This window comes from Dehalobacter sp. TeCB1, assembly GCF_001707455.1.
GTDB classification, from domain to species: Bacteria; Bacillota; Desulfitobacteriia; order Desulfitobacteriales; family Syntrophobotulaceae; genus Dehalobacter; species Dehalobacter restrictus.
In genome coordinates, this window is sequence record NZ_MCHF01000033.1 from 1 (window position 1) to 25506 (window position 25506).

27 protein-coding genes are annotated in these 25506 nt (G+C 46.1%); 20 read left to right on the forward strand and 7 right to left on the reverse strand.

Annotation, left to right across the window (positions count from 1 at the left end; all coding sequences use genetic code 11):
• Positions 1-170 precede the first annotated feature (170 nt).
• Positions 171-317 carry a hypothetical protein gene (locus A7D23_RS16050; protein WP_019226506.1) on the reverse strand — a complete coding sequence of 49 codons (147 nt, stop codon included), beginning with the start codon at positions 315-317 and terminating at the stop codon, positions 171-173.
• Between the two features lie 676 nt (positions 318-993).
• On the opposite strand from A7D23_RS16050, the gene lepB reads away from it, so the two are divergent.
• From lepB to A7D23_RS09050, 3 genes are all read left to right on the forward strand, one after another.
• The gene (lepB, locus tag A7D23_RS09040) at positions 994-1539 is read left to right on the forward strand and encodes a signal peptidase I (protein WP_025205822.1); all 546 of its coding nucleotides are present in this window, start codon (positions 994-996) and stop codon (positions 1537-1539) included.
• A 54-nt stretch (positions 1540-1593) separates the two neighbouring features.
• Entirely contained in the window at positions 1594-2940 is a 1347-nt protein-coding gene (gene rmuC / locus A7D23_RS09045) for a DNA recombination protein RmuC (protein WP_019226504.1), read from the forward strand.
• 175 nt (positions 2941-3115) lie between these two features.
• Positions 3116-4204, forward strand: a complete 1089-nt coding sequence (locus A7D23_RS09050; protein WP_019226502.1) for a hypothetical protein — start codon at positions 3116-3118, stop codon at positions 4202-4204.
• A 97-nt stretch (positions 4205-4301) separates the two neighbouring features.
• Here A7D23_RS09050 and A7D23_RS09055 read toward each other — a convergent pair whose 3' ends face one another.
• On the reverse strand, positions 4302-5666 hold the full coding sequence (locus A7D23_RS09055) for a VWA domain-containing protein (RefSeq protein ID WP_019226501.1): 1365 nt from the start codon (positions 5664-5666) through the stop codon (positions 4302-4304).
• Positions 5647-6525: a MoxR family ATPase gene (locus A7D23_RS09060; RefSeq protein ID WP_019226500.1), complete on the reverse strand. Its 879-nt coding sequence runs from the start codon at positions 6523-6525 to the stop codon at positions 5647-5649. Before A7D23_RS09060 ends, A7D23_RS09055 begins: the two co-directional genes overlap by 20 nt.
• 164 nt (positions 6526-6689) lie before the next feature.
• Between A7D23_RS09060 and A7D23_RS09065 the strand changes: the two genes are divergently transcribed.
• Entirely contained in the window at positions 6690-7175 is a 486-nt protein-coding gene (locus A7D23_RS09065; protein ID WP_019226499.1) for a DUF1003 domain-containing protein, read from the forward strand.
• Positions 7176-7243: 68 nt separating this feature from the next.
• On the opposite strand, the gene A7D23_RS09070 is transcribed toward A7D23_RS09065, so the two are convergent.
• Entirely contained in the window at positions 7244-8140 is an 897-nt protein-coding gene (locus A7D23_RS09070) for an RluA family pseudouridine synthase (protein WP_019226498.1), read from the reverse strand.
• A gap of 171 nt (positions 8141-8311) precedes the next feature.
• On the opposite strand from A7D23_RS09070, the gene A7D23_RS09075 reads away from it, so the two are divergent.
• The 4 genes from A7D23_RS09075 to A7D23_RS09090 all read left to right on the forward strand — a co-directional run bounded on the left by A7D23_RS09075 (position 8312) and on the right by A7D23_RS09090 (position 13043).
• Complete coding sequence (locus tag A7D23_RS09075; protein WP_019226497.1) at positions 8312-9427, forward strand: aminopeptidase; 1116 nt, start codon at positions 8312-8314, stop codon at positions 9425-9427.
• Positions 9428-9707: 280 nt separating this feature from the next.
• Complete coding sequence (locus A7D23_RS09080; protein ID WP_025205821.1) at positions 9708-10646, forward strand: D-2-hydroxyacid dehydrogenase; 939 nt, start codon at positions 9708-9710, stop codon at positions 10644-10646.
• Positions 10647-10741: 95 nt separating this feature from the next.
• Positions 10742-12325 carry a CCA tRNA nucleotidyltransferase gene (locus tag A7D23_RS09085; RefSeq protein ID WP_019226495.1) on the forward strand — a complete coding sequence of 528 codons (1584 nt, stop codon included), beginning with the start codon at positions 10742-10744 and terminating at the stop codon, positions 12323-12325.
• Between the two features lie 55 nt (positions 12326-12380).
• The gene (locus A7D23_RS09090; RefSeq protein WP_019226494.1) at positions 12381-13043 is read left to right on the forward strand and encodes a flavin reductase; all 663 of its coding nucleotides are present in this window, start codon (positions 12381-12383) and stop codon (positions 13041-13043) included.
• A gap of 533 nt (positions 13044-13576) precedes the next feature.
• On the opposite strand, the gene A7D23_RS09095 is transcribed toward A7D23_RS09090, so the two are convergent.
• Together A7D23_RS09095 and A7D23_RS09100 are read right to left on the reverse strand one after the other, a co-directional pair.
• Positions 13577-14740, reverse strand: a complete 1164-nt coding sequence (locus A7D23_RS09095; RefSeq protein ID WP_019226493.1) for an aminotransferase class I/II-fold pyridoxal phosphate-dependent enzyme — start codon at positions 14738-14740, stop codon at positions 13577-13579.
• Positions 14737-15234, reverse strand: coding sequence for an Lrp/AsnC family transcriptional regulator (locus A7D23_RS09100; RefSeq protein WP_019226492.1), 498 nt, complete (start codon positions 15232-15234; stop codon positions 14737-14739). Before A7D23_RS09100 ends, A7D23_RS09095 begins: the two co-directional genes overlap by 4 nt.
• 260 nt (positions 15235-15494) lie before the next feature.
• Here A7D23_RS09100 and A7D23_RS09105 point away from each other — a divergent pair, with 260 nt between their 5' ends.
• The 6 genes from A7D23_RS09105 to A7D23_RS09130 all read left to right on the forward strand — a co-directional run bounded on the left by A7D23_RS09105 (position 15495) and on the right by A7D23_RS09130 (position 18722).
• Positions 15495-15932, forward strand: a complete 438-nt coding sequence (locus A7D23_RS09105) for a DUF3788 domain-containing protein (RefSeq protein ID WP_019226491.1) — start codon at positions 15495-15497, stop codon at positions 15930-15932.
• A gap of 172 nt (positions 15933-16104) precedes the next feature.
• Entirely contained in the window at positions 16105-16305 is a 201-nt protein-coding gene (locus tag A7D23_RS09110) for a helix-turn-helix transcriptional regulator (protein WP_019226490.1), read from the forward strand.
• A gap of 2 nt (positions 16306-16307) precedes the next feature.
• Positions 16308-16739, forward strand: coding sequence for a hypothetical protein (locus A7D23_RS09115; protein WP_019226489.1), 432 nt, complete (start codon positions 16308-16310; stop codon positions 16737-16739).
• A 31-nt stretch (positions 16740-16770) separates the two neighbouring features.
• Positions 16771-17757: an MBL fold metallo-hydrolase gene (locus A7D23_RS09120; protein ID WP_019226488.1), complete on the forward strand. Its 987-nt coding sequence runs from the start codon at positions 16771-16773 to the stop codon at positions 17755-17757.
• Positions 17758-17798: 41 nt separating this feature from the next.
• Positions 17799-18011: a DUF3006 domain-containing protein gene (locus A7D23_RS09125; RefSeq protein ID WP_019226487.1), complete on the forward strand. Its 213-nt coding sequence runs from the start codon at positions 17799-17801 to the stop codon at positions 18009-18011.
• A gap of 135 nt (positions 18012-18146) precedes the next feature.
• Positions 18147-18722 (forward strand): HD domain-containing protein, encoded by a 576-nt coding sequence (locus A7D23_RS09130; RefSeq protein ID WP_019226486.1) that lies wholly within the window; start codon positions 18147-18149, stop codon positions 18720-18722.
• Between the two features lie 230 nt (positions 18723-18952).
• On the opposite strand, the gene A7D23_RS09135 is transcribed toward A7D23_RS09130, so the two are convergent.
• The gene (locus A7D23_RS09135; RefSeq protein WP_019226485.1) at positions 18953-20875 is read right to left on the reverse strand and encodes an aconitate hydratase; all 1923 of its coding nucleotides are present in this window, start codon (positions 20873-20875) and stop codon (positions 18953-18955) included.
• A 229-nt stretch (positions 20876-21104) separates the two neighbouring features.
• Between A7D23_RS09135 and A7D23_RS09140 the strand changes: the two genes are divergently transcribed.
• The 6 genes from A7D23_RS09140 (at position 21105) to A7D23_RS09160 (ending at position 25505) form a co-directional block, all read left to right on the forward strand.
• A complete protein-coding gene (locus A7D23_RS09140; protein ID WP_019226484.1) occupies positions 21105-21581 on the forward strand; it encodes a tRNA (cytidine(34)-2'-O)-methyltransferase in 477 nt (158 codons plus the stop codon).
• A gap of 107 nt (positions 21582-21688) precedes the next feature.
• Positions 21689-22864: an MraY family glycosyltransferase gene (locus A7D23_RS09145; protein ID WP_019226483.1), complete on the forward strand. Its 1176-nt coding sequence runs from the start codon at positions 21689-21691 to the stop codon at positions 22862-22864.
• On the forward strand, positions 22861-23556 hold the full coding sequence (locus A7D23_RS09150; RefSeq protein WP_019226482.1) for a metal-dependent hydrolase: 696 nt from the start codon (positions 22861-22863) through the stop codon (positions 23554-23556). Before A7D23_RS09145 ends, A7D23_RS09150 begins: the two co-directional genes overlap by 4 nt.
• 191 nt (positions 23557-23747) lie before the next feature.
• Positions 23748-23882: a hypothetical protein gene (locus A7D23_RS16265; RefSeq protein WP_015042999.1), complete on the forward strand. Its 135-nt coding sequence runs from the start codon at positions 23748-23750 to the stop codon at positions 23880-23882.
• Between the two features lie 16 nt (positions 23883-23898).
• Positions 23899-24117, forward strand: a complete 219-nt coding sequence (locus tag A7D23_RS09155; protein WP_019226481.1) for a small, acid-soluble spore protein, alpha/beta type — start codon at positions 23899-23901, stop codon at positions 24115-24117.
• Between the two features lie 80 nt (positions 24118-24197).
• The gene (locus tag A7D23_RS09160) at positions 24198-25505 is read left to right on the forward strand and encodes a DRTGG domain-containing protein (RefSeq protein WP_019226480.1); all 1308 of its coding nucleotides are present in this window, start codon (positions 24198-24200) and stop codon (positions 25503-25505) included.
• The last annotated feature ends 1 nt before the right edge of the window (position 25506 follow it).

Here is a 25506-nt window from a genome sequence, read left to right on the forward strand (position 1 = left end):
AGAGAGTGATAAACTAAGCCATTACATATAAGAATTGAAAAACCAGGAGAATGAGTCAATATATCTCATCTTCTGGTTTTTTGGTTGTGTGGTTTAAGCGAAAAACAAAGTGTTTTTCAGTGGCCTCATTCAAACCCCACTTTTCTTATTTTATTAAAATTTTTTAGAATTTAGAAGATAACTCCTAAAGCAATTAAAATTAATATTGCAATGGCAATGATCCCGACTCCAGCTCCACCATAAATAGGAGCTACGGGAGCAACCGGAGCTACAGGTGCCATAGGTCTGCAACAACATCCACCGCCGTATCTAAACATAATATTCTCCTCCTTTCAAAATTGATTTAAATTAGAAAACAATACCCAAAGCGATTAACAGAAGAATAATTACAACAACGATTGCAATACCACAACCACAACCACCGAGACCTCCTGCTGCGCCCCCAACTACTCCATCATAAGCCATTTTTTGAATGCCCCCTTTCCTCATAAAGAATAAACAGCTAGAGAATATAGCTCATAAGAATATCATAAGAACTTTATAGGCCAACTGATCTAATTTTATTTAGAGCCATTAACGTGTAAGTTAAATAAGTTATTCTCTAGTGTCCTTACACTATATGAGACACGACTGAGAAATGGTACTATATGGAAAAAAGGATAATAACTGCTAAAATGTTAGGGGCATATACGTTTGGAGTTTTACTAGGATTTTATTAAGGAACTTAAATAGGCTGAGTAACTGGTATTAGTTTCTTTATCAATAAAAAAATGAATTTTTGATCCTAGAAAACATGTGTATAGCGTGATGGGATAAAGCTTTTGTTCGAGTCTTGCTTTTCATTATGGTTTTTGTTATCCTTTTCCATTGGGGGCATTTTGTTTTTTTCAGTTAGTAATAGGCAGGAATATATAGATTAATAGAGAAAGTAACTTAGGTTTGGGCTAACCTTTGAAATTGGAGATATTGAAGAAATGTGGAAGGTGATTTGTGTTGAAGGGTTTTATGAAATCGTTGTTTGAATGGGTCGTCATCGTTGCAATTGCTTTTGTTCTCTCTTTGGTGATCCGAAATTATTTGATTGATACCCGAATCGTCCCGACCGGCTCGATGCTGCCTACGATTCAGCTTCAGGATCGTTTAATCGTGGATCGGTTCTTTTATAAATGCGGTGATATCAAGCGCGGAGATGTTATTGTTTTTGAAGCTCCCGAGTCTATGATGAAGGATGAGGACCTCGTCAAAAGAGTCATCGGCTTGCCCGGAGAAAAGCTTGAAGTCAAAAATGGAAAAGTCTATATTAATGACAAGGTTCTAGATGAGCCTTATGTCGAATATCCCGCTGATTATGAATATGGGCCTGAAAACGTGCCGGAGGATTCCTATTTCATGATGGGGGATAACCGTCCTGCCAGTTACGATAGCCATCGTTGGGGCGCCTTGCCCAAGGAGAAGATATTGGGAAGGGTCTGGATCAGGTACTGGCCTTTAGACAGTATGGGACCCCTGACCAAATTGCCTGAAGATTATTTGAAGTAGGATCAAACCGCAAAAACGATAACGCCAATAATATGGATATGCGAGGGATGCCCGATGGATCCAGTCTTCCTTTATGTCATCAGCGCAGTCATGGTCGGGATCATTCTCGGATTTGGGACAGGATTCAGTATCCGTGGAGGCCAAGCCAGAGGACTACTGGAAAAAGCCCGGACGCTTGAACAGGAGAATGAAAGGCTGCATGCGGAACTGAATCAGGAATATGAAAGAAGAATGCAAAATTCCGCTGTCATTTCTGAACTGCGTACCCGGCTTGAGATGGAGCAGACAGCGTATGAAGAGAAATTAACGCTTCTCAGTCATGCAAGGGAGGAGCTCAGTAACGGCTTCAAGGCCTTATCCGCTGAAGCGCTTAAGAATAACAATCAGTCCTTTCTCGAATTGGCAAAAGTTGTGCTTGAGAAGACCCAGGTCCAGGCTTCGGCTGATCTGGAAAAAAGGCAGACTTCTATCGATGAACTCGTAAAGCCTTTGCGGGAGTCGCTCGACAAAGTTGATCTGAAGATTAACGAACTGGAACAAAAAAGAGCAGGGGCTTATGAAGGGCTGCTTAAGCAAGTCGAAAATATGGCGTTCGGGCAGGAAAAGCTACAGCGGGAGACCTTGAAGCTGACTTCTGCTTTGAAATCGCCGACTGTCAGAGGACGCTGGGGAGAAATCCAGCTGCAGCGGGTTGTAGAACTGGCCGGCATGGTGGAGTACTGTGATTTTTACCAGCAGGAGGAAGTCAGCGGGGAGTCCGGTAGGCAGCGCCCGGATATGATTATTAGGCTTCCGGGGAATAAAACGATCGTCGTCGATTCCAAGGCTCCGCTCGCGGATTATCTCGAAGCTGTGGAAGCACTCGATGAAGACCAGAAGAGAACAAAGTTGTCGGGCCATGCCCGGCAGGTCAAAAATCATATTACCAAACTTGCCGCGAAGTCTTACTGGAACCAGTTCGATTTTACGCCGGAATTTGTTGTCATGTTTCTGCCGGGTGAAACCTTTTTCAGTGCCGCGCTGCAGTCAGATCCGGAACTCATCGAATACGGCGCCGGGCAAAGGGTCATCCTGGCGACCCCGACAACGCTGATTGCGCTGCTTAAAGCCGTGGCTTACGGCTGGAGCCAGGAACAGATCAACGAAAATGCCCGCCATATCAGCGAGCTCGGTAAACAGCTCTATGACAGGATCAGCGTTTTGACCGAGCATTTGTTGGACATCCGCAAAGGACTCGCTCAGGCCACTCAGGCTTACAATCGGGCCGTTGGCTCCTATGAAAACCGGGTACTCGTGACCGCCAGGAAATTCAAAGAGCTCGGGGTTGCCGGAGATAATGAGATCGGTGAGATGGAGATCCTCGAGACCGGGCTTCGGGAGATTGCGGCAGGAGATAATTAATATTTTAGGAAAGTCTGAATGCCGGACTTCCCAGTCGAATGCTACGTGATTTTAAAAAGATGTATGATTGCATCTTTTTTTGATTCCAAGCAAAGAAATGTCTTCATGGGTCTTAAGAAAACTAAAAATCTTTACGATAATAATAAGGAAGTCTAATATCCATGGAGGGATGAAGATGAAGGTTTTAAGTTCAGCTGTTGATCTTTATTCGGACTACAAGCTGGAACAGCAAAAGACCGTCAATGAAAGGCTGAAAGCCTGGGTTGACGGACAGGGCACGGATGCAAACGATGAAACAGAGCCAACTGCGGATTCGCTGACACTTTCGGGTGACGCTTTGGCTAAATTACAGGAGAATCCCGCAGTGAGCAGCTCAGAAACAACTGCTGAGTCGGAAGATGAATTTTTTGAACTCAGCCCTAGGGAGAAAGAAATTATCTCCCTGTTAGAAAAATTCCTTTCCAAACTGTCCGGGAAAAAGGTAACGATTGACGTACCGGACAAACTAACTCTTTCAGGTCCGGGTAACAGTGATTTTGGTCACCTAATGGCAGCAAAGAATGACGGCAACAATAATGGGAACGGCAGTCAGAAGGTTGGCTGGGGCGTTAATTATCACTATGAAGAGTCCTATACAGAAAAAGAATCCATGAACTTTTCAGCCCAGGGCACAATTCTTACCGAAGATGGCAGTGAAATAAAATTTAAGCTGAATATCGCTACAAGCCGCGAGTATACAGCCTATCAGCGTATCGATATCAAAGCTGGAGATGCTTTGATCGATCCGTTAGTGATTAATTACGGTGCAGGCGGCGCAAGCCTGTCAGGATTTAAAACGGATTTTGACCTTAATGCCGACGGAACGCAGGATACAATGTCTTTCCTGGCTGAAGGCAGTGGGTTCCTTGCTTTGGATGAGAACAGCGATGGAGTCATCAATGACGGCAGCGAGCTCTTTGGACCGACAAGCGGAGATGGTTTCGGGGAGTTAGCCGAATATGATAACGATCAAAACGGCTGGATCGATGAAAACGATTCCATCTACAAAGAACTTAGCCTTTGGATTAAGGATGCCACCGGCAACGACCAGCTACTGGCCTTAAGTCAGGTTGGAATTGGCGCAATCTATTTAGGCAATGTCGATTCGCTATTTTCACTGAAAGATACGGATAATCATTTAGACGCTCAGATCAAGGAAACTGGCATATTTCTAAAAGAGAACGGAGAAGCAGGGGCGGTCCAGCACGTAGACTTTGCGGTATAGCGAGAGGATAAGCTAATACAAAGGGACGAATTTTTTATTCCCTCAATTAAATAATGGGGATAAAGATTCGTCCCTTTCATTTCGCGGTTGTCTTAACCTAAAGAGAGTTCAGAAATTGTTCCAGCTCTTCAATATTCGCTACAGAAAATGCACCGGTACAATACTCCTGGTATTTCCCCATCAGACAGTCGCCCTTGTCCCACTGGTCCTTGCTTAGGGGATTCAGCCAGTACAAGGCTGCGGCTTTTTCTTTGATCTGGGCCAGGACGTCGCTGCCGTCCAGCCTGTTCCGGTTGTTTTTGCCATCTCCTAAAATCAGCACCGTGGTTTTCTTCGGCAGGAAAGGCAGATAGCGGTCGGCAAACTGCAGCAGCACATTACCATAATGGGAGTAGCCTGTGCGGTTATAGCCGCTAACTTTGCGCAAATTGCTAAGTGAGCCTGTCCAGTCCTGCTCCTGGAAATAATCTGTCGCTTCCACGAGCTGATCAACGAACAGAAATGAACGGACGTTGGCATAGCGCTGCTGCGTCGCGAAGACAAACATCAGCATGAAGTAAATAAATTTGCTAACGGAATTGGACATGTCACAGAGCAGCCAGAGGTCGGGTTTCGATTGTTTTCGCTGCATTTTTATCAGGTTCAGCGGGATTCCGCAGGTTTTCAGGGAATGTTTGATGCTACGGTTCAGATTGATAGTGCCGCTTGGACCTACTTTGCGGCGCCTTCCTTTGCGGACGGCCAGTTTTCGGCCTATCTTCTGGATTTCCTGCGACATTTGAGTGATCTGCGCGTCGTCGCAGTCCAGAAACGAAACCGTTCGTGGATTTCGTTTTTTCATTTCCTGGATCAAATGCTCCGAACTCATATTTCTAGCCAGCTGGCGTTCAATTTCATCTTTGAGTAAATGGTTCCATTCTTCAAGGGCTGCCCGTGCCGCCAGGTATTCCGCTTCAGATAGTTCATTCTGTTGGTAAGCCTTTTCAATATGGCTGGCTGCTTCATTCCAACCGCTCTGGGTCCGGAAAGCAGCCAGGCCTTTTTCGCGATCCTCGATGCTGAGTTCAAGATTCAGGTTCAAGCCCTGCAGGACAGCATAAATCAGATCGATTTCATTGTTCAGCACGGCCTCAATCAAGAGCTCTAGCGGGACAGTTTTGCCGGCACTTCCTCCGTGGCCTTCTTCCTGGGAAAAGCGGCCCCGGCTTTTTAGAATGCCCAGATGGTCCGACGACATTTCCAAATCAGGGCCAAAATATAACTCGATCAGCCATAAAGCATAATCAGGGCCCCAAGGAGATTTGATCAGCGTCGTATTAATGAGGTGATAAAAAGTATATTTATCCATTTTATCAAGATCGAGCATTTTCAGCAGCCGGATGCAGTCAGATATTTCGCGTGAATTTACGTTAATGCCGGATTTTCTGAGCAGTCCGGCAATTTTAAGAATGAAGTATTCCATCAAACCAATCCTTTTGGTTCACTTTTTCCAGGACATGCTGGCAGTCATCCTGGTATTTGAAAAGGATGTTCAGCGCGCTGGAAGCGACTTCCGCCGTTAGTTCTTCGACCTGCAGCTGTTCCAGGATGTTGACCCAATCGATCACTTCGCTGATGCTGGGGTGTTTTTTGAGCTTCTCGAGCCGCAATTTGCGGATGAAAGTAACCGCCTGTTTGCCAAGGCTCTCCTTTAGATTCGGGAAGTGGATCTGAAGAATCTCAAGTTCTCTCTGCTCGTTCGGGTAATCAAGATGAAGGTACAGACATCTTCTTCTTAGCGCCTGGCTTAAGTTTCGCGTGCTGTTGCTGGTCAGCAGGACGGAAGGGATGCTCACAGCGGAAATCGTTCCAATCTCCGGTATTGAAATTTGCCAGTCCGACAGAATCTCCAGCAGAAAGCTTTCAAATTCCTCGTCGCTTTTATCGATTTCATCGATCAACAAAACGGAAGGGGTTTCGCCTGTTATGGCCTTCAACAGAGGCCTTTTCAGCAAAAACTCATTTGTATAAATATTCTCACTCGTATCAGACCACGCGTTGGTTCCCGGTCCTTTGGTCTGAATATAGAGAAGCTGTTTCTGGTAGTCCCATTCATAAAGAGCTTTGCCTTCATCGATGCCTTCATAGCACTGGAGGCGGATCAATTCTCGATTGAGGTACTGGCACCAGGCCTTGGCAAGCTCAGTTTTTCCGGCTCCGGCCGGACCTTCAATTAACAAGGGTTTATTTAGCAGCAAGGAATATTGCAGGATCATGGCGGTACTGTCATCGGCTATGTAGCCGTGTTGGCGTAATCCTTGCTTGATTTCATCTGCATTCATGGTATCCAGTTCCTTTCTCACTTAATATTATCATTATAATTTGAGTGTGAATTTTAGCAATGACTTTTTTAGCAATGGCTTCGATCATAAAAACTTGTTTTGGCTTTAGAAATTGATTATGATAGGAAAAGAAGATTTACAGTGAACTTGAAGAGGGTGAATTCGTGGAAAACATTGAAAATAAAACCATTGAGGAACTTGCCGAAGCCCGTCATTCAAAAAATACCTTTGAAGTACATGAGGGAGGTCTTTCTTTTGGTGAAAGGCTGGCGGATAAGCTTGCAGACTTCGCAGGCAGCTGGACCTTTATCATTATCTTTATTTCCGTCCTTTTATCCTGGATCGTGCTAAATACCATACTTCTATTCGGTCATGCATTTGACCAGTACCCTTTTATTCTGTTAAATCTTGTGCTATCCTGTATCGCTGCAATGCAAGCGCCGGTTATTATGATGAGTCAAAACAGGCAGGAGAATAGGGACCGACTAAGAGCAGAGCATGATTATGAGGTTAACCTGAAATCGGAGATCCTGATTGAGGAAGTACTGAAACGTTTAGATGTAATTGAAAAAAGACAGGAAGACATACTTCAGACGTTACAGCGGAAGTCGGAAATCACACAAAAAAATTCTGAAAATTGTACGAAATAAATCATCAGATTTAGCTGTTCTTTTGATTCGGGAACGAATACCGCGCTGCCAAATGGCAAGGAGCGGTATTATTTTTTACTTTGGATAAGCATAGCGATATCCGCTGGCACCGGAGCCTGGATTTGAAGAGGCTGCATATTTAAGGGATGCGTGAAACCATAGCTATAACAGTGCAGGGCTTGCCTTTGCATATATTTCATACTGCCGCTATACAAATCATCTCCCAAAAGGGGATGGCCGGCGGCCTGGGCATGCACTCTGATCTGGTGCGTCCGACCGGTGACCAGGGTGAATTCCATCAGGGTATAGCCCGGGTAATGCTGCAGCGTTCGAAACAGCGTCAGCGCCGACTGTCCGTCCGGATGAACTTCCCGGACAATCTTGCTGCCCGACTTAAGCCGTATCGGGAGGGGCCATTCACCCTGTTCCAAAGGGAAATTCCCTTCCACAATACCGAGATATTTCTTTTCAACTTTGTTTCTGATAGAAAGGGCGGCCAACTGCTGGTGGGCATAGCGGGATTTGGCGATCAGCACAACGCCGGACGTATTGCGATCGATCCGCGAGACTGGCCGGAAAGGCCTGGTTTCACCTTTGCTTTCCCAGTAACCGACCACCGCATTGGCGAGCGTTCCGGTCCGATACCTCGAGTTGGGGTGGATGACCTGGCCGGGCGGCTTGTTGACCGCGAGGAAGATTTCGTCTTCAAAGAGAATCTCAATAGGCAGCGTTTCTCCGGAGACCGTTGCCGGCTCTTCTTCCAGGATATTCACGACAAGGGTCTGTCCTGTTTTGCCGCGGGCAGTCAGATAGGTGAATTTGCCGTCAATCCAGACATTTTCGCCGACTTTCAGCTTTTGCAGCACCTTACGGGAAAAATGGAAGCGCCTTAGAAGTATGTCCTGGTATTTCCTGCCGTCATCTTCGGGCGTTAAAGTGTATGTGAATAATTTATTTGCATTCATGTTCTTCTCCTAATAGAATAAGCATTATCTGATAGACATATATTATGATTTAATAGAATAGTTTAGCAAGATGTTGCGTAAAGAAATAAAAAATATATTATAATAACTATAGTAAAAATTAACCAATATGGGTCAGGCAAAACGAACAAGCAGAAAAGAGGTAACTACAGCATGAATGATCAGAGAATAGACGTATTGGCCAAAAATTTAATCCATTATTCCATTGAGTTAAAGGAAGGCGAACATATCCTGATTGAGCTATCGGGGCTGGAAATTCCTTTAGCCCGGGCGCTGGTCAGAGAGGCTTATGAAGCCGGCGCGCAGCCTTTTCTTAATATTACGCATCATACCCTGCAGCGTGAAATATTAAAAGGGCTTTCAGTCGAACAGGCTCAAAGCCAAGCAAAGTGGGAAGTCGCCAGAATGAAGGACATGCAGGCTTATATCGGAATACGCTCGGGAGAAAATATTAACGAGCTGGCCGATGTCCCTGCGGATAAAATGCAAATCTACATGAGCCATTACTCGAAACCACTCCATTCCGAGCAAAGAGTCAAGCATACCCGCTGGTGTGTACTTCGCTATCCGAATCCGTCGATGGCGCAGCTTGCTGAGATGAGCACGGAAGCTTTTGAAGATTTTTACTTTAAAGTCTGCAATCTGGATTATTCCAAAATGTCCAGAGCGATGGATCCGCTGAAAGAACGGATGGAAAAGACCAACATGGTAAGGATCGCAGGGCCTGGAACGGATCTTTCTTTTTCAATCAAGGGGCTGCCAGCGATCAAGTGCGACGGCAAGATGAATATTCCTGACGGTGAGCTTTTCACAGCGCCGGTCCGAGATTCGGTCAACGGCATCATCACCTATAACACCCCGGCTGTTTATCAGGGATTTACGTATGAATCCATCGTACTGGAATTCAAAGACGGCAAAATTATCAAGGCTTCAGCCAACGATACCGAAAGAATTAATAAAATTCTCGATACCGATGAAGGTGCGAGGTATATCGGTGAGTTTTCGTTCGGCTTTAACCCGTACATTCAGAAGGCGATGAAAGATACATTGTTTGATGAGAAGATCGACGGAAGTTTTCATTTCACCCCAGGTTCGGCCTATGACGAATGCGACAATGGCAACCAGTCCGCAGTCCATTGGGATCTGGTATGCATCCAGAGACCGGAATACGGCGGCGGAGAGGTCTATTTTGACGGGGAACTGATCAGGAAAGACGGCAGGTTTATGCCAGCGGAGCTGCAGGTCCTGAATCCTGAAAACCTCAGATAACGTATCGAGTACAACATTCTTAAATTCTTTACTCAAGTAATTTCATACAATCCTGACCCCATATTAAGTCTGGGTGCCACAAGTTCCGGCGTCAAGCGGAGCATGGATGCGGAGCGCGGCAGTTTGACGGCCACGGATGGCCTAATGTCGCGATGCCATGGATGGCAAAGAGCGACTCGCCATGGAGGGTGCTATTTGCCGAAAGCGGAATTGTGGCCCCCAGACTCCCATTACAAAATACGAACCAACCATACAACAGGAGCAAGAGGAGAGAAAAGTAATGAAGATCCTGAGCAGTATAAAAATATCGGATGATCTTTTGGAAAGATTGCTGGCAATTCGACCGGGTGCTCAGATCGTTCAGGTGAGGGACTTTACAGAGCCAGACCCGGAAGCGGATGTACTGCTTACGTATGGCTGGGATATCAAAGAGGATACCATTAATCTGTATCCGAATCTCAAATGGATTCAAACCTTAAGCGCAGGGGTCGATATGCTGCCTCTGAACAGGCTTGTTTCGAGGGGCGTCATGCTGACGAATGTCAAAGGCGCCCATAAGATCCAGATGGCCGAGCACGTCATCTGGAGTATCCTGATGCTCTTAAGACAGGGCAATACATTTGTATCACAGCAGGAACAGAAGATATTCAGCGCAAAACCGAAGATTTCCGAAATGTACGGCAAATCGGTCTGCATCGTGGGGGCAGGTACCATTGGCAAAGAGATTGCCAAGCGGTGCGGGGCTTTTGGGATGACGGTTTATGGCGTATCACTTCATGGCGGTCAGGACCAGGCTTTTGAAAAGATCGTGCCTCTGGAGGAAATGCCCGGGATTCTGGCGGTCAGTGATGTTGTCGTTGTCGTCCTGCCGCTGACACCGGAAACGAAGGAACTTGTCAATGCAGACTTTATCCATCAGATGAAGGACAGAGCATTATTCATCAATGTGGCCAGAGGACAAGTCGTTGACGAGGATGCCCTGATCGAAGCACTTAAAAGTAAAAAGATAGCCGCGGCGGCGCTTGACGTATTCAGGAAAGAGCCGCTGCCGGAAGACAGCCCATTCTGGGAACTGGATAATGTCTTCCTTACGCCGCATATCGGCGGTAGGACGGTTCAAACCTCTGAACGCATGTGGGAAGTGTTTCAGACAAATCTGGCCAAATATCCTGACTCCGGTCAAATGATCAATATTGTAGACTATAGGGCAGGGTATTAAAAAAACACGTGCTTGAATATAGAACGCTTAACTAAGTAGGAGCTTAGAATATTGAAGCGCGAGAAACGGGCATAAAAGAGATCCGGAGGAGTCCTATGAATGACTTCCAGAAAAATGTTATCGAACGATTGTCCCGCCATACCCGCATCTGGATCGTAGGAGGAGCGGTACGTAACCAAGTCCTGGGACTGGAGTCTCCGGACATGGATTTGGTGTGCGGGCTGAGCCCTGAAGAAGTCCAAGATATCCTCCGTGAGCAAGGCTTCTCCGTTCAGATCATTGGCAGGCATTTCTCGACAGCCAGCATTTTTACGGAAGGTTCCAAAGTGGATGTCGTGCAGGCCGAAGAACTAGAGAAAGATGCCCAGCGCCGGGACTTTACCATTAATGCGATTTATCAGGATCCGGTGTCGGGGGAACTTTATGACCCGATGGAAGGCAGAAAGGATCTGGAAGCCAAAATTCTTAGAGCCTGCGGTAAGCCTGATGAACGGTTCCGGGAAGATCCTGTCCGTATTTTAAGGATGGTCAAATTCGCGGTGAAGTTCTCGTTGGAAATCGATCCCGATACCTGGGAGCAGGCAACGGACCATCTTTCTTTTCTGAGCAGCACATCCCGGGAAAGAATTACGGCGGAACTTGCCGGGATTCTTGTTTTGGCCGAGGCTGAAAAGGCCGTGCGGATGTTGGACAGAATCGGCTACTGGGATATGTATTTACCTGAGTTGGCCAGGCTGAAGGGTCTTGAACAGAATCAGTACCATTCCCTGGATGTCTGGGAACATACCATGGCCGTATTTCGGAATACCCCTGAAGATCTTTATCTGCGTCTGGCAGGCCTGTTTCATGATTCCGGCAAGTGGGAAGTAGCTAGCCGGGAATGCCATGTATCCGGGACGCTAAAGTTTGCCGACCAGAACTACTTGCTTGAGGGATTTAAAATCGTTGGGACAAGAGGACCCCGGGAACTGGAATATAAGCTGAAGTCTTTAATTGGAAAAAAGATTCGGATCCTTGGAGCAAGACTGGACCAATACCCGGAAATTGTGCAGTTTAAAAAGGTCATAGACGGTGAACCGGCTAATTTTGGTCTTATCTACGTCGAAAACGGCAAACGACATTTCCTGACACATGAAGCGGCAAGCGCCAGGCTTCTGGCCGATGTCCTTAAACGCTATACATTTTCAATGTTTTTTGACGGGATCGGCAAAAAACAGGAACAGAACCTTATAAAACTTGTTGAGAATCATATGCAGGCAACACTCGTATTCATGCCGGAGTTCAGAGGAGAAATTGCCAAGCGGCCTTTCAAGAACAGAGTGGCGGAGCTCGTTTGGAAAGTCTGTTGGGACGGCAGAAACTTTGAATTAAAGAACATCCATGATTTCTTGATTTTATGGAAAGCAGATTATCAGGCCGGAAAACTTCATACCACTACTCAGAACAATATTTTTGAAAGAATTTTTGCCGAATTGATTGCGGTGGCTTTGTGGCAGAAAGAAAACCTGATGCAGCTTGACTGGAAACTATTCCGGCAGTATGCGATGCAGCAGGGATTAAGCGGCTCGAGTCTCGGAACCTTTAAGGATCTTGTCCGCAAAAGAGCCATGGAAGAGATGAAGCCGGAATTAAATCATGCTTTTCTAAAAAAAGTATATTGGGAGTTTAAAAATCTGTAAAAGCAAGTTATAATGATTATAAATAAATTATTGTTACAAAAGGGAGCGTGGAGATATGAAATGGCGCTGTGTTGTTTGCGGCTACATACATGAAGGAGATAATCCTCCGGAAGCCTGTCCGGTCTGCGGTGTCGATTCCAGCAACTTTGTCAGGGTGGAGGAGGAACCGAAGCAGGACGAAAACAGCAAGGACGATTCCGTCAAGAATGCCGAAGCTGCCATGACGAGTCCTGCTCAGACCGGATTAAGTCCCGAGGAGAAGATTGTTAAAGCGGTACAGTCCATTTCCTACGGTTTGTTTATTATTACGGCGGCCGCTAACGGCAAAGACAACGGGCAGGCAGCCAATACCTGTTTCCAGATTACTTCCGATCCCGTGCAGATTGCGATTGGTATTAATAAGAAAAACTTCACGCATGAACTGATCATGCAAAGCGGCAAGTTCGGCATATCCGTTCTGGACCAGAACGGACATGACCTCGTTAGAAGATTTGGCTACAGGTCAGGCAGGGAGTTCGATAAATTTGACGGAATCAAAGCGCACCGCGGATCGTCCGGCATTTTGCTGCTTGATGAAGTGCTGACCACCGTGGAGGCAGAAGTCGCGAATTCGATGGATACCGGCACGCATACCTTGTTTTTGGGCAGAGTCACAGCAGCCGAAGTCCGTGGCAGCGGTGAGCCGATGACATATGCTTATTTCAGAAAGACGAAGTAAGGGTGCCGTCAAGCCTTCCGCTGTGATTCTTCGGTATGAGATAATTCCCGGATTCTAAGAAACCTTACACGTGTAAGGTTTCTTTTTGCAGGGAAATAATACTCCTTTAGGGGTGGCTGTTTTTGTAAATAAAATAAATATCAAATAATTACTTTAAATGATATACAGTGAGACAAGACTATATCAGATTTTGTAAGCCTCCGTAATGGTGTAAGTGGACTGCACCCCATTTGTTTTCAGTATACCATGCTGTCTAACAAATGGGGTACCAGTGCACAACAAGGGGAGGTTAACGTAAACCATGGAGGCGGATTGTCAGAGAATTGGCAGAATAGTCTGAGTGTCACCAAAAGGATATCATTAAGGCCGTGTCTGAGGATACGATTAAAAATTGCCGTTTTTGGGATTTGACTACACTAGTGTAATTAATCTTAAAACAGCCGAATTTTTAAACAGAGGCTGAGATTGAAAAGAAACCTTACACGTGTAAGGTTTCTTCGATCAGCGAATCAAATAGGTAATGTCACTCTGGTTCAACTTATTCTTTTCTTAACAAACCGGGCCATTCTTGTTAAGGCTTCCTGCAGCTGCTGCGTTGAATACGCATAGGAACAGCGGACATGTCCTTCGCCGGCCGGGCCGAAAGCCGTACCCGGAACGACGGCGACTTTTTCTTCCTTCAGCAGCTGTTCAGCAAATTCTTCGGAGTTTAATCCGGTAGCTGTGATGTCGGGGAAGACATAGAAAGCGCCTAAGGGTTCAAAGCAGGTAAGGCCCATTTCTCTGAGACCGTGGACCATAATTCGGCGGCGGCGGTCATATTCCATCACCATTTCCTGTTTGGCCGTTTCTCCGGATTTCAGTCCTTCCAGAGCAGCAATCTGCGCCATAATCGGGGCGCACATAATTGTGTACTGATGGATTTTCAGCATGGCCTGGATCAGGTCAGGATGGCCGGCAACATAGCCGATCCGCCAGCCTGTCATCGCATAGGCCTTCGAGAAGCCGCTGACATGAAGCGTGCGGTTCCACATGTACGGTAAAGTTGCAAAGGGTGTATGTTCTCCGCCGTAGTTAAGGTCCGAATAAATCTCATCGGAAATGATGATCAGATCGTTTTCAGACGCAAACCGGGCAATCGGCAGCAGCTCTTCTCTGGTCATGACTGCGCCGGTGGGGTTATTTGGATAAGACAGAACCAAAATCTTGCAGTTTGGTGTATAAGCCATCTGAAGGTCTTCAACCTGCAGACGAAAATCGTGTTCTGCGCTTGTTGTAACATAATGAACCTCTGCGCCGCTGATTTCCGCACAGGCGGCATAAGCCACAAAGGAAGGATCCGGAATCAGCACACCGTCGCCCGGCACGATCAAAGCGCGCATCGCCAGATCAATCGCCTCGCTGGCGCCGACGGTGATAAGGATTTCCTGATCAGCATTATAATTTAAGCCTTGATGTTTGGCCATATATTTGGATAATTCTCTGCGAAGCTCGACCAGACCCGCGTTGCTGGTATACATAGTCTGACCCTGTTCAAGAGAAAAAATAGCGGCTTCTGTCATGACCCAGGGAGTCGCAAAATCCGGCTCTCCGACACCGAGGGAGATTACGCCTTCCACGGTGGCGGCCAGGTCAAAAAACTTTCGTATTCCTGATGGCTTCAGATTTAAAGCCAGTGGTGATAAGTATTGCTTCATGGCGTTATCATGAGACGCTGCGGTCTCTCTTCCTCTCCGTGAAATTCTATGCCATCCTGCTTATACCTGCGCAGAATAAAGCGAGTCGAAGTTGACTGAATCACATCCAGCGGGGATAGTTTATCGGAAACAAACTGGGCGATTTCATGCATATTATGGCCTTCGATAATTAAACACAGGTCAAAATCTCCCGACATCAGATAGACTGATTTGATCTCACTGAATTTTTGGAACCGCTGGGCAATTTTATCGTAGCCATTGCCGCGCTGGGGCAGGACTTTGACATCGATTAATGCAGTAACCCTGTCTTCTTCCAGCTGGTCGTAATTGATCAGTACACCGTATTTGGCAATGACCTTATCATCTTCCCACTGCTTGATCTTCTTTTTAATATAATCCGCTGTCAGGCCAGTCTGAACCGCTAAGTCTTCCGCAGTCAGACGACAGTCCTGGGACAGGATATGAAGGAGGCGCCGATCATCTTCGGACAACATTCTCGAAAACTCCTTTCTGCGCTTCTGAATTGATATTATTAGATTATAATAGCATAAGAAGACAGCAGATAACAACCTCATCCTAATGATTTTTCTAATTTTCTTACCTCTTTTTTGTAAGATATGTTAAAATATAGCTGTATTCCACGAGACAAATCATAGAAGTTGCACTTCGGACAATACACGAAGTTATGGAAGCAGACCAAGAGGGGAAATTTGTCCATATCTGATTTCTGTCAGAGTTACAGGAGGGACTGCCAATGCAGTGGTGTGATCTGTTTAATGTAAATCACGAACCATCTTTTGAAGATATTAAGCAATTTATTGGTAAAGGTGAACCGCTTTGGTCGGAGCTGCTTTCCTATATTGAAAAAGCCTACCAGGTGAAGCCAAAAACGACTTATAGCAAATGTTCCGCCCAGCCAGGCTGGAATGTTAAATATCAAAAGGGCAGTAAATCGTTATGTACGCTTTATCCGATGGAGGGGTATTTTATTACGCTAGTCGTAGTTGGAGCCAAAGAGGAAGAAGAGACAGAAATGGCGTTGGGTACATTTACGCCATTCGTGCAAGGCCTGTATCTCAAAACAGCTTTTTCCTGTGGCGGACGTTGGTTAATGATCAAAGTAGATGACAAGTTAGTCCTTGATGATGTAAAGAGCCTAATTGCCATAAGGGTAAAGCCCAAAAGGTGTTAGCGGAAGGGCATTAGGTCATTACCCGGGGTCAAATTGACTATATTATCCCATGTATTAATTTTTAACAGGTTTAGAGCACCTGTTATTTTTATGGAAAGTTAACTTTACATTCTATCTAGAATATGTTATATATATGGAAAGTAAACTTTCCATAAGCGTTAGGAGTGAGTCTATGAATAACAGATTAGAAGAAATACGCAGGCAGCGAGGAATAAAGCAGGAAGAGCTTGCCGCGGCTTTGGAAGTATCTCGACAAACCATAGGTTCACTTGAAAATGGACGGTATAATCCATCCATCATCTTAGCATTCAAAATTGCACGCTTCTTTGGGATGAATGTTGAAGAAATATTTATTTATGAGGGGGAAGAATAAATATGACAAAGAATATGAAAGCAATTGGCTTTTCCATTTTAGGAATATTATTAATTGTAATAGGGTTCGTTTTGATAAAGGCCATTCATGAACCACAAAGAAGTATGCAAGTCTTGCCATACGTCTGTGTTGGTATTGGATGCGGACTATTTGGTCACCATTTAGGAAAAATCATTAGCAGTATGGCGCTGAAAAATTATCCGGATGAGGTTAGGAAAATAGAAATTGAGCAAAATGATGAAAGAAATCTAACAATTACCAATAAGGCCAAAGCTAAGGCTTATGATAAAATGATCTATGTATATGGCGCGATAATCCTGGCATTTGGTTTAATGCAGATTGATTTGATGGCGATTATCATATTGGTTATTTCATATTTATTTGTAATATTCTCAGGTATCTATTACAGATCAAAATATGAAAAAGAAATGTGAAACGATCATCATTGTATGAAAAGGGAGCTCAATGAAAAAGCAAAAAAGATTACTTCTAACGATTCTTTGTCTAACCGTGCTAGTTTTACTTGGTTACAGCTCACTGAACGGCAGCTCACCGGCTTTTACGGATCAGTTGCGGCAGACAGCGACTGTGGTCGAAGATCAAAAAGGTACGCTGCCGTCAAATCCGGATTCCTCCAATACCGGCTCAGGTGCGGATATTGCTTCAGTCTCAGGCACCCTTCAAGTCCATTTCATTGATGTCGGGCAGGCGGATTGTATTCTAATCAAAACCCCTTCGGGAAAAACCATGCTGATCGATGCAGGGAATAATGAAGATGCAGAAACGGTTACCTCGTACATAGAAAAACAAAAAATAAGTAAACTGGATATTGTCGTTGGCACCCATCCTCATGAGGACCATATCGGGGGTCTTGATGCCGTAATCGATACCTTTAAAATCGGGCAAGTTATCATGCCGGGCAAAACCCATACGACTAAAACGTTCAAGGATGTACTTAGCGCGGTGAAAAATAAAGGCCTCAAAATAACATCGGCGAAAACAGGTGCTAATCTGGACTTAGGGGACGGTATGACTGCCGTTGTACTCGCTCCGAACGGTTCAGATTATGAAGATCTGAACAATTACAGCGCTGTGATCAGGATAGCATTCGGCAGCACTTCTTTTTTATTCACCGGTGATGCCGGAGAAGTGTCAGAGTCAGAAATGCTGCGGAATGTGAGCATGTATGCTCTGAAGTCGACAGTCCTAAAAGTTGGGCATCATGGCAGCGGCGATGCGACATCCGAGCCCTTTCTGGATCTGGTAGACCCCGAATATGCAATGATTTGCGTCGGGAAAGAAAATGATTATGATCATCCTGCACAGGAAACACTGGATAAGCTGAAGAATAGGGGCGTCAAGGTATTCAGGACAGACCTGGATGGGACGATTGTTGCGGTATCCGACGGATCAGAAGTGACATTTCATACGCTGGCGATTACATCAAAATAATGAGACTAATGGGTTTGATTATCCAAAAAGGTGGCATCAAAATGAACGGTGTTATTGATCGTTTCGAAGGCAGCGTCGCCGTGGTGGAGTTTGACGGCAACAACAGAAAGAATATTAACCTCACTGATCTTCCTGCGGAGATTAAGGAAGGCGATGTCGTCGTATTTAATGATGGTAAATGGCAGCTTGATCAGAATCAAACAGCCAGACTGAAAGCGGAAATTGATATACTGGCCCGTGATGTGTTTGAGTAGTTGTCTGATCGTTGTCTAATCGTTGTTGGGATAATGGTAAAAAAACAGGAAATCCTACATTCTTGACTGGACAGGATTTCGAAAAAGCGTTAAATTGATAGTTGATTATTTTGGGGTTAACCTTTAGGAGGAAGAATGAACAAAGTATTCGCCGCAATAGACATCGCAGCAAATGCCCATAAGAGTCAGTTCAGGAAAGGGACCAATACGCCCTATATTACACACCCGTATGCAGTTGGGATGATCCTGCAGAAAGAAGGATGTGCGGAAGACATTGTTGTTGCTGGCATCCTGCATGATACCGTTGAGGATACCATCATTAATCTGGAATATCTCCGCAATAAATTTGGCAACAAGGTTGCCCTGATCGTAGAAGGGTGTTCAGAACCGGATAAATCGCTGCCGTGGGAAGAACGCAAAGAACATACCATTGAATACCTGAAAACGGCGATACCGGTGATCAAGGCCGTAGCCTGCGCCGACAAGCTGCATAATGTTCTGACGATGCTGGAAGACTATCAAAAAGAAGGCGAGAAGCTTTGGACGCGGTTTAACCGGGGCAGAGAGAAGCAGGAATGGTATTACCGTAATCTCGTGCAAAGCTTTATGCATCCTCCGGTGGATGATGATTTTAAGAAGCTTTATCTTACATTTGCTAAAGCCGTCAGCGATCTTTTCGATCCCAAACCGGACAATATATCTTTTATTTGAACAAGATTAGTATTTAAACAAGAAGAGTATCAAGAAAGAGTATTGGATCCAGATAAAAACCCGAAGTTCAAGGAGTTATGATTCCTTGGCCTTCGGGCTTTCTATCGCATGTAATAAGTAATAAGATCACAGTGTCATGGCTAATTTTCCCCCTGCTTTCTCTTCCTGAGCAGCATCTTTTGGCCATTCAAGGATTCAGAGCTCCACAAGCAGGACAGCTTTTCAAAAACTTATTTGCCGGCTTCTTTGGTATAGTTCAGTAAGCCTCCGGCTAGGATGATTCCAATCTGGCGTTCAGTCAGGTTATGGCTGACCCTGATGGAAGCATTTCTTCCGCTTAACAAGATATCAAATTCTACGGAGTTTGATAGGGCTTCAGTCAGATTTGTAAAGATAAGCTTGCTGTCGTCCTTAATCAGGTCATAGTCACTCTCATTGACAAAAGTAAGCGGCAGGATGCCAAAATTAATTAAATTAGCTTTATGAATCCGGGCAAAGCTCTTGGCCAGGACAACTCTGACGCCGAGGTACATCGGAACCAATGCGGCATGTTCGCGGCTGGAGCCCTGACCGTAGTTCTGTCCGGCCACAATAATGCTTTGACCAAGCTGTCTGGCTCTAGCAGAGAATCCGGCATCAATCTTGCTATAAACATATTCGGAAAGAGCAGGAATATTGGATCTGAGCGGCAGTATTTTGGCGCCTGCAGGCATGATATCGTCTGTGGTAATATTGTCATTCAGCTTGATTACGACGGGAAGTTCCAGATCCGGCGTAAGCTTCGGAGCAATCGGCAGTGCTTTAATATTTGGGCCGCGCACGATGGCGGTGTCCGGAGAACCGGGAGGAATAATCAGTGAATCATCGACCCGGAAATTTTCCGGCATCGGGATTTCAACAGTGGGGCCCAGCGTGCGGGGATCGGTAAAGTAACCTGTCAGCGCACTGGCAGCAGCGACTTCCGGGCTGACCAGATACACGCCAGCGTCCGCAGTTCCGCTGCGTCCTTCAAAGTTGCGGTTAAAGGTCCTTAAGGAGACGGCGCCGGAAGAAGGGGACTGTCCCATGCCGATGCAGGGCCCGCAGGCGGATTCCAATATTCTGGCTCCGGAATCAAGAAGAGCGGTCAGCGCGCCGTTATTGGCCAGCATAGTCAGAACTTGACGGGAGCCCGGAGCGATCACCAGGCTGACGCTCGGATCGACCACTTTGCCTTTTAAGATGGCGGCGGCGGTCATCAGATCGCGGTAGGAAGAATTCGTACAGCTGCCGATCGCTACCTGGTTGACTTTGATATTCTTTAACGAGCTTACAGCGACGACGTTGTCAGGCATATGCGGCTGAGCTGCAAGCGGTTCCAAGGCAGAAAGGTCGATGCAGATTTCCTCATCGTATACCGCATCGGCGTCAGCTTCAAGCGGAATCCAGTCGTTTTCGCGGCCCTGGGCTTTCAGAAAGATCCGGGTCTGTTCATCGCTCGGGAAGACGGAGGTCGTTGCACCGAGCTCGGCACCCATGTTGGTGATGGTAGCTCTTTCGGGGACACTTAACGTAGAGACGCCAGAACCGGCATATTCAAAGATCTTGCCGACACCGCCTTTGACGGACAGGCGGCGCAGGACTTCCAGAATGACATCTTTGGCGGACACCCAAGGAGCTAATTTCCCGGTTAGATTGATTTTGACGACTTTCGGGTCAGGCAGATAGAATTCGCCGCCGCCCATGGCTACAGCAACATCGAGGCCGCCGGCACCCATGGCCAGCATGCCGATTCCGCCGCCGGTAGGGGTGTGACTGTCCGAACCTAACAGGGTTTTACCAGGTTTTCCGAAACGCTCCAGATGGACCTGGTGGCAGATCCCGTTGCCGGGACGCGAAAAATAAACACCAAAGCGGGAAGCGCAGCTTTGGAGAAAGGCGTGGTCGTCAGCATTTTCAAAACCGGTCTGCAGGGTGTTGTGATCGATGTAGCTGACGGATAATTCTGTTTTGACTCTTGGAATGCCAACGGCTTCAAACTGAAGATAAGCCATGGTTCCTGTGGCATCCTGAGTTAAAGTCTGATCTATCTTGATGCCGATTTCTCCTCCGGCCCCAAGTTCACCGGAGATGAGATGGGCGGATAATATTTTTTGTGTTAAATTTTGTTTCATATTTCTTACCCCTTTATTTAATTTATGATCCAACTTTATAATATAACAGAATGAGCCTGATTCATCCAGTATAACAAAAAAGTATACATAATATAGCAGATTTTTTTAAGGATATGGGTAGATTTTTTGCGGTGTGAATATTTCAACGTTCATTTTTCGTTGTTTTCGGGTTATAATATAGCTGTTGTGTTTATTTAATTGGATTTAAGAGCAGTTTTTGGAGAAAATGATGATGACGGACAGCAGGTTAAACATTGTACTAGTTGAACCCGAGATACCTCCCAATACTGGAAATATTGCCAGATTGTGCGCAGCGGTTCAGGCTGACTTGCATTTAGTGAAGCCGCTCGGCTTCAGTATTGACGATAAGCATTTAAAAAGGGCAGGACTCGATTACTGGCATCTCTTAAAGGTACATGTTTATGAAAATTTTAACGATTTCGAAACCCAGAACGCTGAAGGTCAGTTTTTTCTGGCCACGACCAAAGCGTCTAAGTTTTATACAGATGTGGAGTTTCCAGACCGCTGCTATCTGCTTTTTGGACGGGAAACGAAGGGGCTGGCACCGGAAATTCTACAGCGCTATCCGGACCGGCAGATCCGCCTGCCGATGAGAAAGGATGCGAGGTCCTTAAATCTGTCCAATTCAGTCGCGGTGATTGCGTATGAGGTTCTGCGTCAATGGGGCTTCCCAGGCCAGGTGTGACGGCCACGGATGGCCTAATGTCGCGTTGCCATGGATGGCAAGGAGCGACAAGGTTACGGATGGCCTAATGTCGCGATGCCATTTAACTCACCATATCCGGAGGTAGTATGCTTTCTTATTTATCAACATTTTTACTGGCAGTCCTATTTGCTTTGATTTTAACACCCATCTCCATTATCCTGGCCAGAGAATGGGGTGTGATGGATTATCCGGGCGAGCGGAGAATACATAAGACCCCGATTCCGCGTCTCGGCGGTGCTGCGATTTATCTGGCTTTTTGGCTGGCTGTTTTTCTGATGGTAGCCGTGAATAAAATGCTGATCGGACTTTTCCTCGGCAGCACAATTATTTTTGTGGTCGGCATCTATGATGATGTAAAAGGAATGAGGCCTCTGGTCAAACTGCTCTGGCAGATCCTAGCCGCGGTGATTCTGATCTTTTTTGGTATGGCAGTCCCGCATATTACACTGCCTCTATATGGAGTCGTCCAACTAGGCTTGATCGGCAATATCTTTGCCGTGCTATGGATTGTCGGTTTGGTCAATGCTGTGAATATATCCGACGGTATGGATGGCCTCGCTTCGGGTATTTGCTTTATTGCGGCGATCACATTATTCTGGTCCGCAACCATCCGTTCAGCCTATCCGGGGGCCGATCTTCTGATGCTGGCCCTGAGCGGCGTAACGCTGGGCTTTTTGTTCTATAACTTTAATCCTGCTAAAATCATTATGGGTGATTCCGGGAGCATGTTTCTCGGCTATATGATCGGATCAGTCTCCATTTGGGGTTTGCTGAAAACCGCTACAGTACTCGGTTTGGTTTTCCCGTTGCTGGTGCTCGGCATGCCTTTGATGGACATGCTGTTTGCGATCATCCGGAGGAAGTGGAAAGGACATTCGATCGTCCGGGCAGATAGGGGACACCTTCATCACCGGTTGCTCGATACTGGCCTGAACCAGCGCCAGGCAGTGTTTGTTCTATATGGAATCAGCCTTTGTTTCGGGCTGGCGGCAATTTTCTCCGCCTATGGACACTGGTACATCGCGGCGATTCTGGTGGTCATTGACCTCGGCATTATTTTGCGGATTATGTTCAGAAAGTTCCGCCTGCATAACTGGTACACGGTGACAAGACCGGTTTCTGCAGACATGGAAGATAAGAAGGACGTGGAGAAGGATGACGCGGGAATGCAGCAAAAAACGGAAGAGCAGAGTCAGGCAGAAACGCAGAATCCAGAAGAGCAGAATCAAGAAGAAAAGATCAAAATGAGGAATAAAGTATGAATATTATCTTTCACGGACATGCCTGTTTTGAAATCCAGTCTGACGCAGGTCGGCTGATGATAGATCCATATTTGCGGAAGAATCCGAAAGCAAAGGTCAAACCGGCTGATTTTAAAGCGCTCGATGCAATTCTGGTCACGCATGGTCATAGCGATCATTTGGGAGACGCAGTCGAACTGGCCAGGCTGACCGGGGCAGTCCTGATCTCTAATTTTGAACTATGCCGGTATGCGGAGACCTTTGGGGTGAGGATTCATCCGATGCATATCGGAGGCAAGCACGTCTTTCCATTTGGAACTGTAAAGCTGACTCAGGCCATTCATGGTTCCGGGATCGAGCAGGCTGACGGAACCTGTCTGTATGGTGGTTTGGCCTGCGGTTTTCTGCTTCAGCTCGAAGGCAAGCGGCTTTACCATGCCGGGGATACCGGTTTGTTCGGGGATATGAAGCTTATTGGCAGCCTGACAGAAATCGATCTGGCTATGCTGCCAATCGGGGATAATTTTGTGATGGGGCCGGAAGATGCGGCCGAAGCAGCTCAGATGCTCCAGGCCAAAGTCGTGGTTCCGATGCATTACAATACATTTGAGGAAGAACAGCAGGATGCCAAGGCCTTTCTCGCGCTGCTAAGCAGAAAAGCACCGGAGAGCAAGGGAATGATTCTTGAGCCGGGACAGTATATGAAGTTATAGAATCAAAAGGACATTAATGCAGTGCTAAATCATATCAAGAAAGCTGGAAGACAAAGAAAATTTATGATATAAAAACCGATATTGATCATAAGATTAGACAAATAGATGTGTTTTATAGAAAATCCTGTAACCCTTACAGGATATTTTTTGCTTTTCAGGGCAAAAATAGACTGTAAGGAGATGAAAACAGAATGAGAACCAAAGATTGCGCGAAAGAATGCATTTATGCTGTGGACGGCGTCTGCCGTCTGGAAAACAACCATGGGCTGAAAACCCCCGAATGCCCTAACCGGGACGGTTCACTGGCCGCAGTCTCCATACTCTGAACAGGAGTGTTAAAGCATGAGAGAAAACATCACCAAGAAAAACACAGGCAATACGAAAAAAAAGGATAACAGGAAGAAGAGACCAGACTTCATTGAGGAAATGAAAATGGAGATTGCTTCGGAACTTGGCATCATCCAGCAGGTCCAAAACGAGGGCTGGGATTCCCTGTCTCCGAGAATTTCCGGGAAAATAGGCGGAAAGTTGTCTCAGAGATTAAAACGGATTAATAAATAAAAACTACTATATAACAACAATTAGTTCAAAGCCTCACCATGTGATATAATTAATGAAAAAAACAGGTGAGGCGTTTTTATTTGACAAAGACAAAGCATCAGCAGATTCTTAATTTTATTGAGGATCTCGACATAGGGAGCAAGGTATCAGTCCGGTTTATTGCCAAAGAGCTTGATGTCAGCGAAGGGACTGCTTACCGCGCAATTAAAGAAGCGGAGAACAAAGGGTTTGTCCGTTCGATCCCGAAGGTTGGGACGCTGCGGATTGAAGGGGTCAAAGAAAAACAGATTGAAGATCTTACGCTTCAGGAAGTAGCCCAAATCGTGGAAGGGCTTGTTATCTGCGGAGAGAACAGGCTGACGGAATGTCCGAATAAGTTTATTATTGCGGCGATGGAACTGAAAGATTTAGCGCGTTATCTGGAAGAAGGCGCGCTTTGTATCGTCGGCAACAGGACAGATGCCCAGCTCCTTGCCTTGAAAAATAATGTTCCTTTGCTTATTTCCGGAGGCCCGGGACCTACGGAAGAGGTCGTGGCGCTGGCCAAGAGCCTGAATTCGGTGATTATCATTTCCCCGTATGACACCTTCGTAGTTACGACGATGATCAACCGGGCGCTTTTTGACAGGCTCATCGGCAAGGAACTATTGCTCATTGAAGATATCATGGTCAAGGATGCGAAGGTTCTGGAAGACAGTGCTACGATCGGAGACTGGTATAAGCTTTCGCAAAAGACCGGACACAGCCGCTTCCCGGTCATCGATAACCAGCACAACCTGCTCGGCACTGTGACCGCGGTCGATGTCGCCGGCGAAGGCGTCGAGGTCAAGATCACCAAAGTCATGAACAGGAATCCGCTGACCGTCGGAAGAGACGATCCGGTTACCCATATCTCCCGCAAAATGGTCTGGGAGGGCTGGGAGATTGCGCCCGTACTTGAAAACGGCAAGTTGATCGGAATCATAAGCTTGCAGGATGTACTCGAGGCTTTTCAGCAGATCCAAAAGCAGCCTCAGTTCGGCGAGACCGTGGATAATCTGGTTTTAAGCGGCTTTGGTTATGTGGAAGAGTCTGAATACCTGACCATTCGGGGCGAAATCACGCAGTTTATGGTAAATGAATTTGGTTCAGCCAGCTGCGGTGTTCTGGTAACCCTGATGAATACGGCGGGTTACATTGCGCTCCGAAAAAAATACCGCTTGGATGCGATCACGGAAAATTTCAGCTTTTATCAATTCCATCCGGTTCCGGCCGGAACAGTCGTCAGCATTTCGGCCAGACTGTTGCTAGTAACAAAAAAGAACTGCAATATTGAGATTGAAGTTTTCAATGATAACGGAGTCCTGGCTAAAGGGATGATGACAGCCCGGATGGGGGATAAAAGATAGG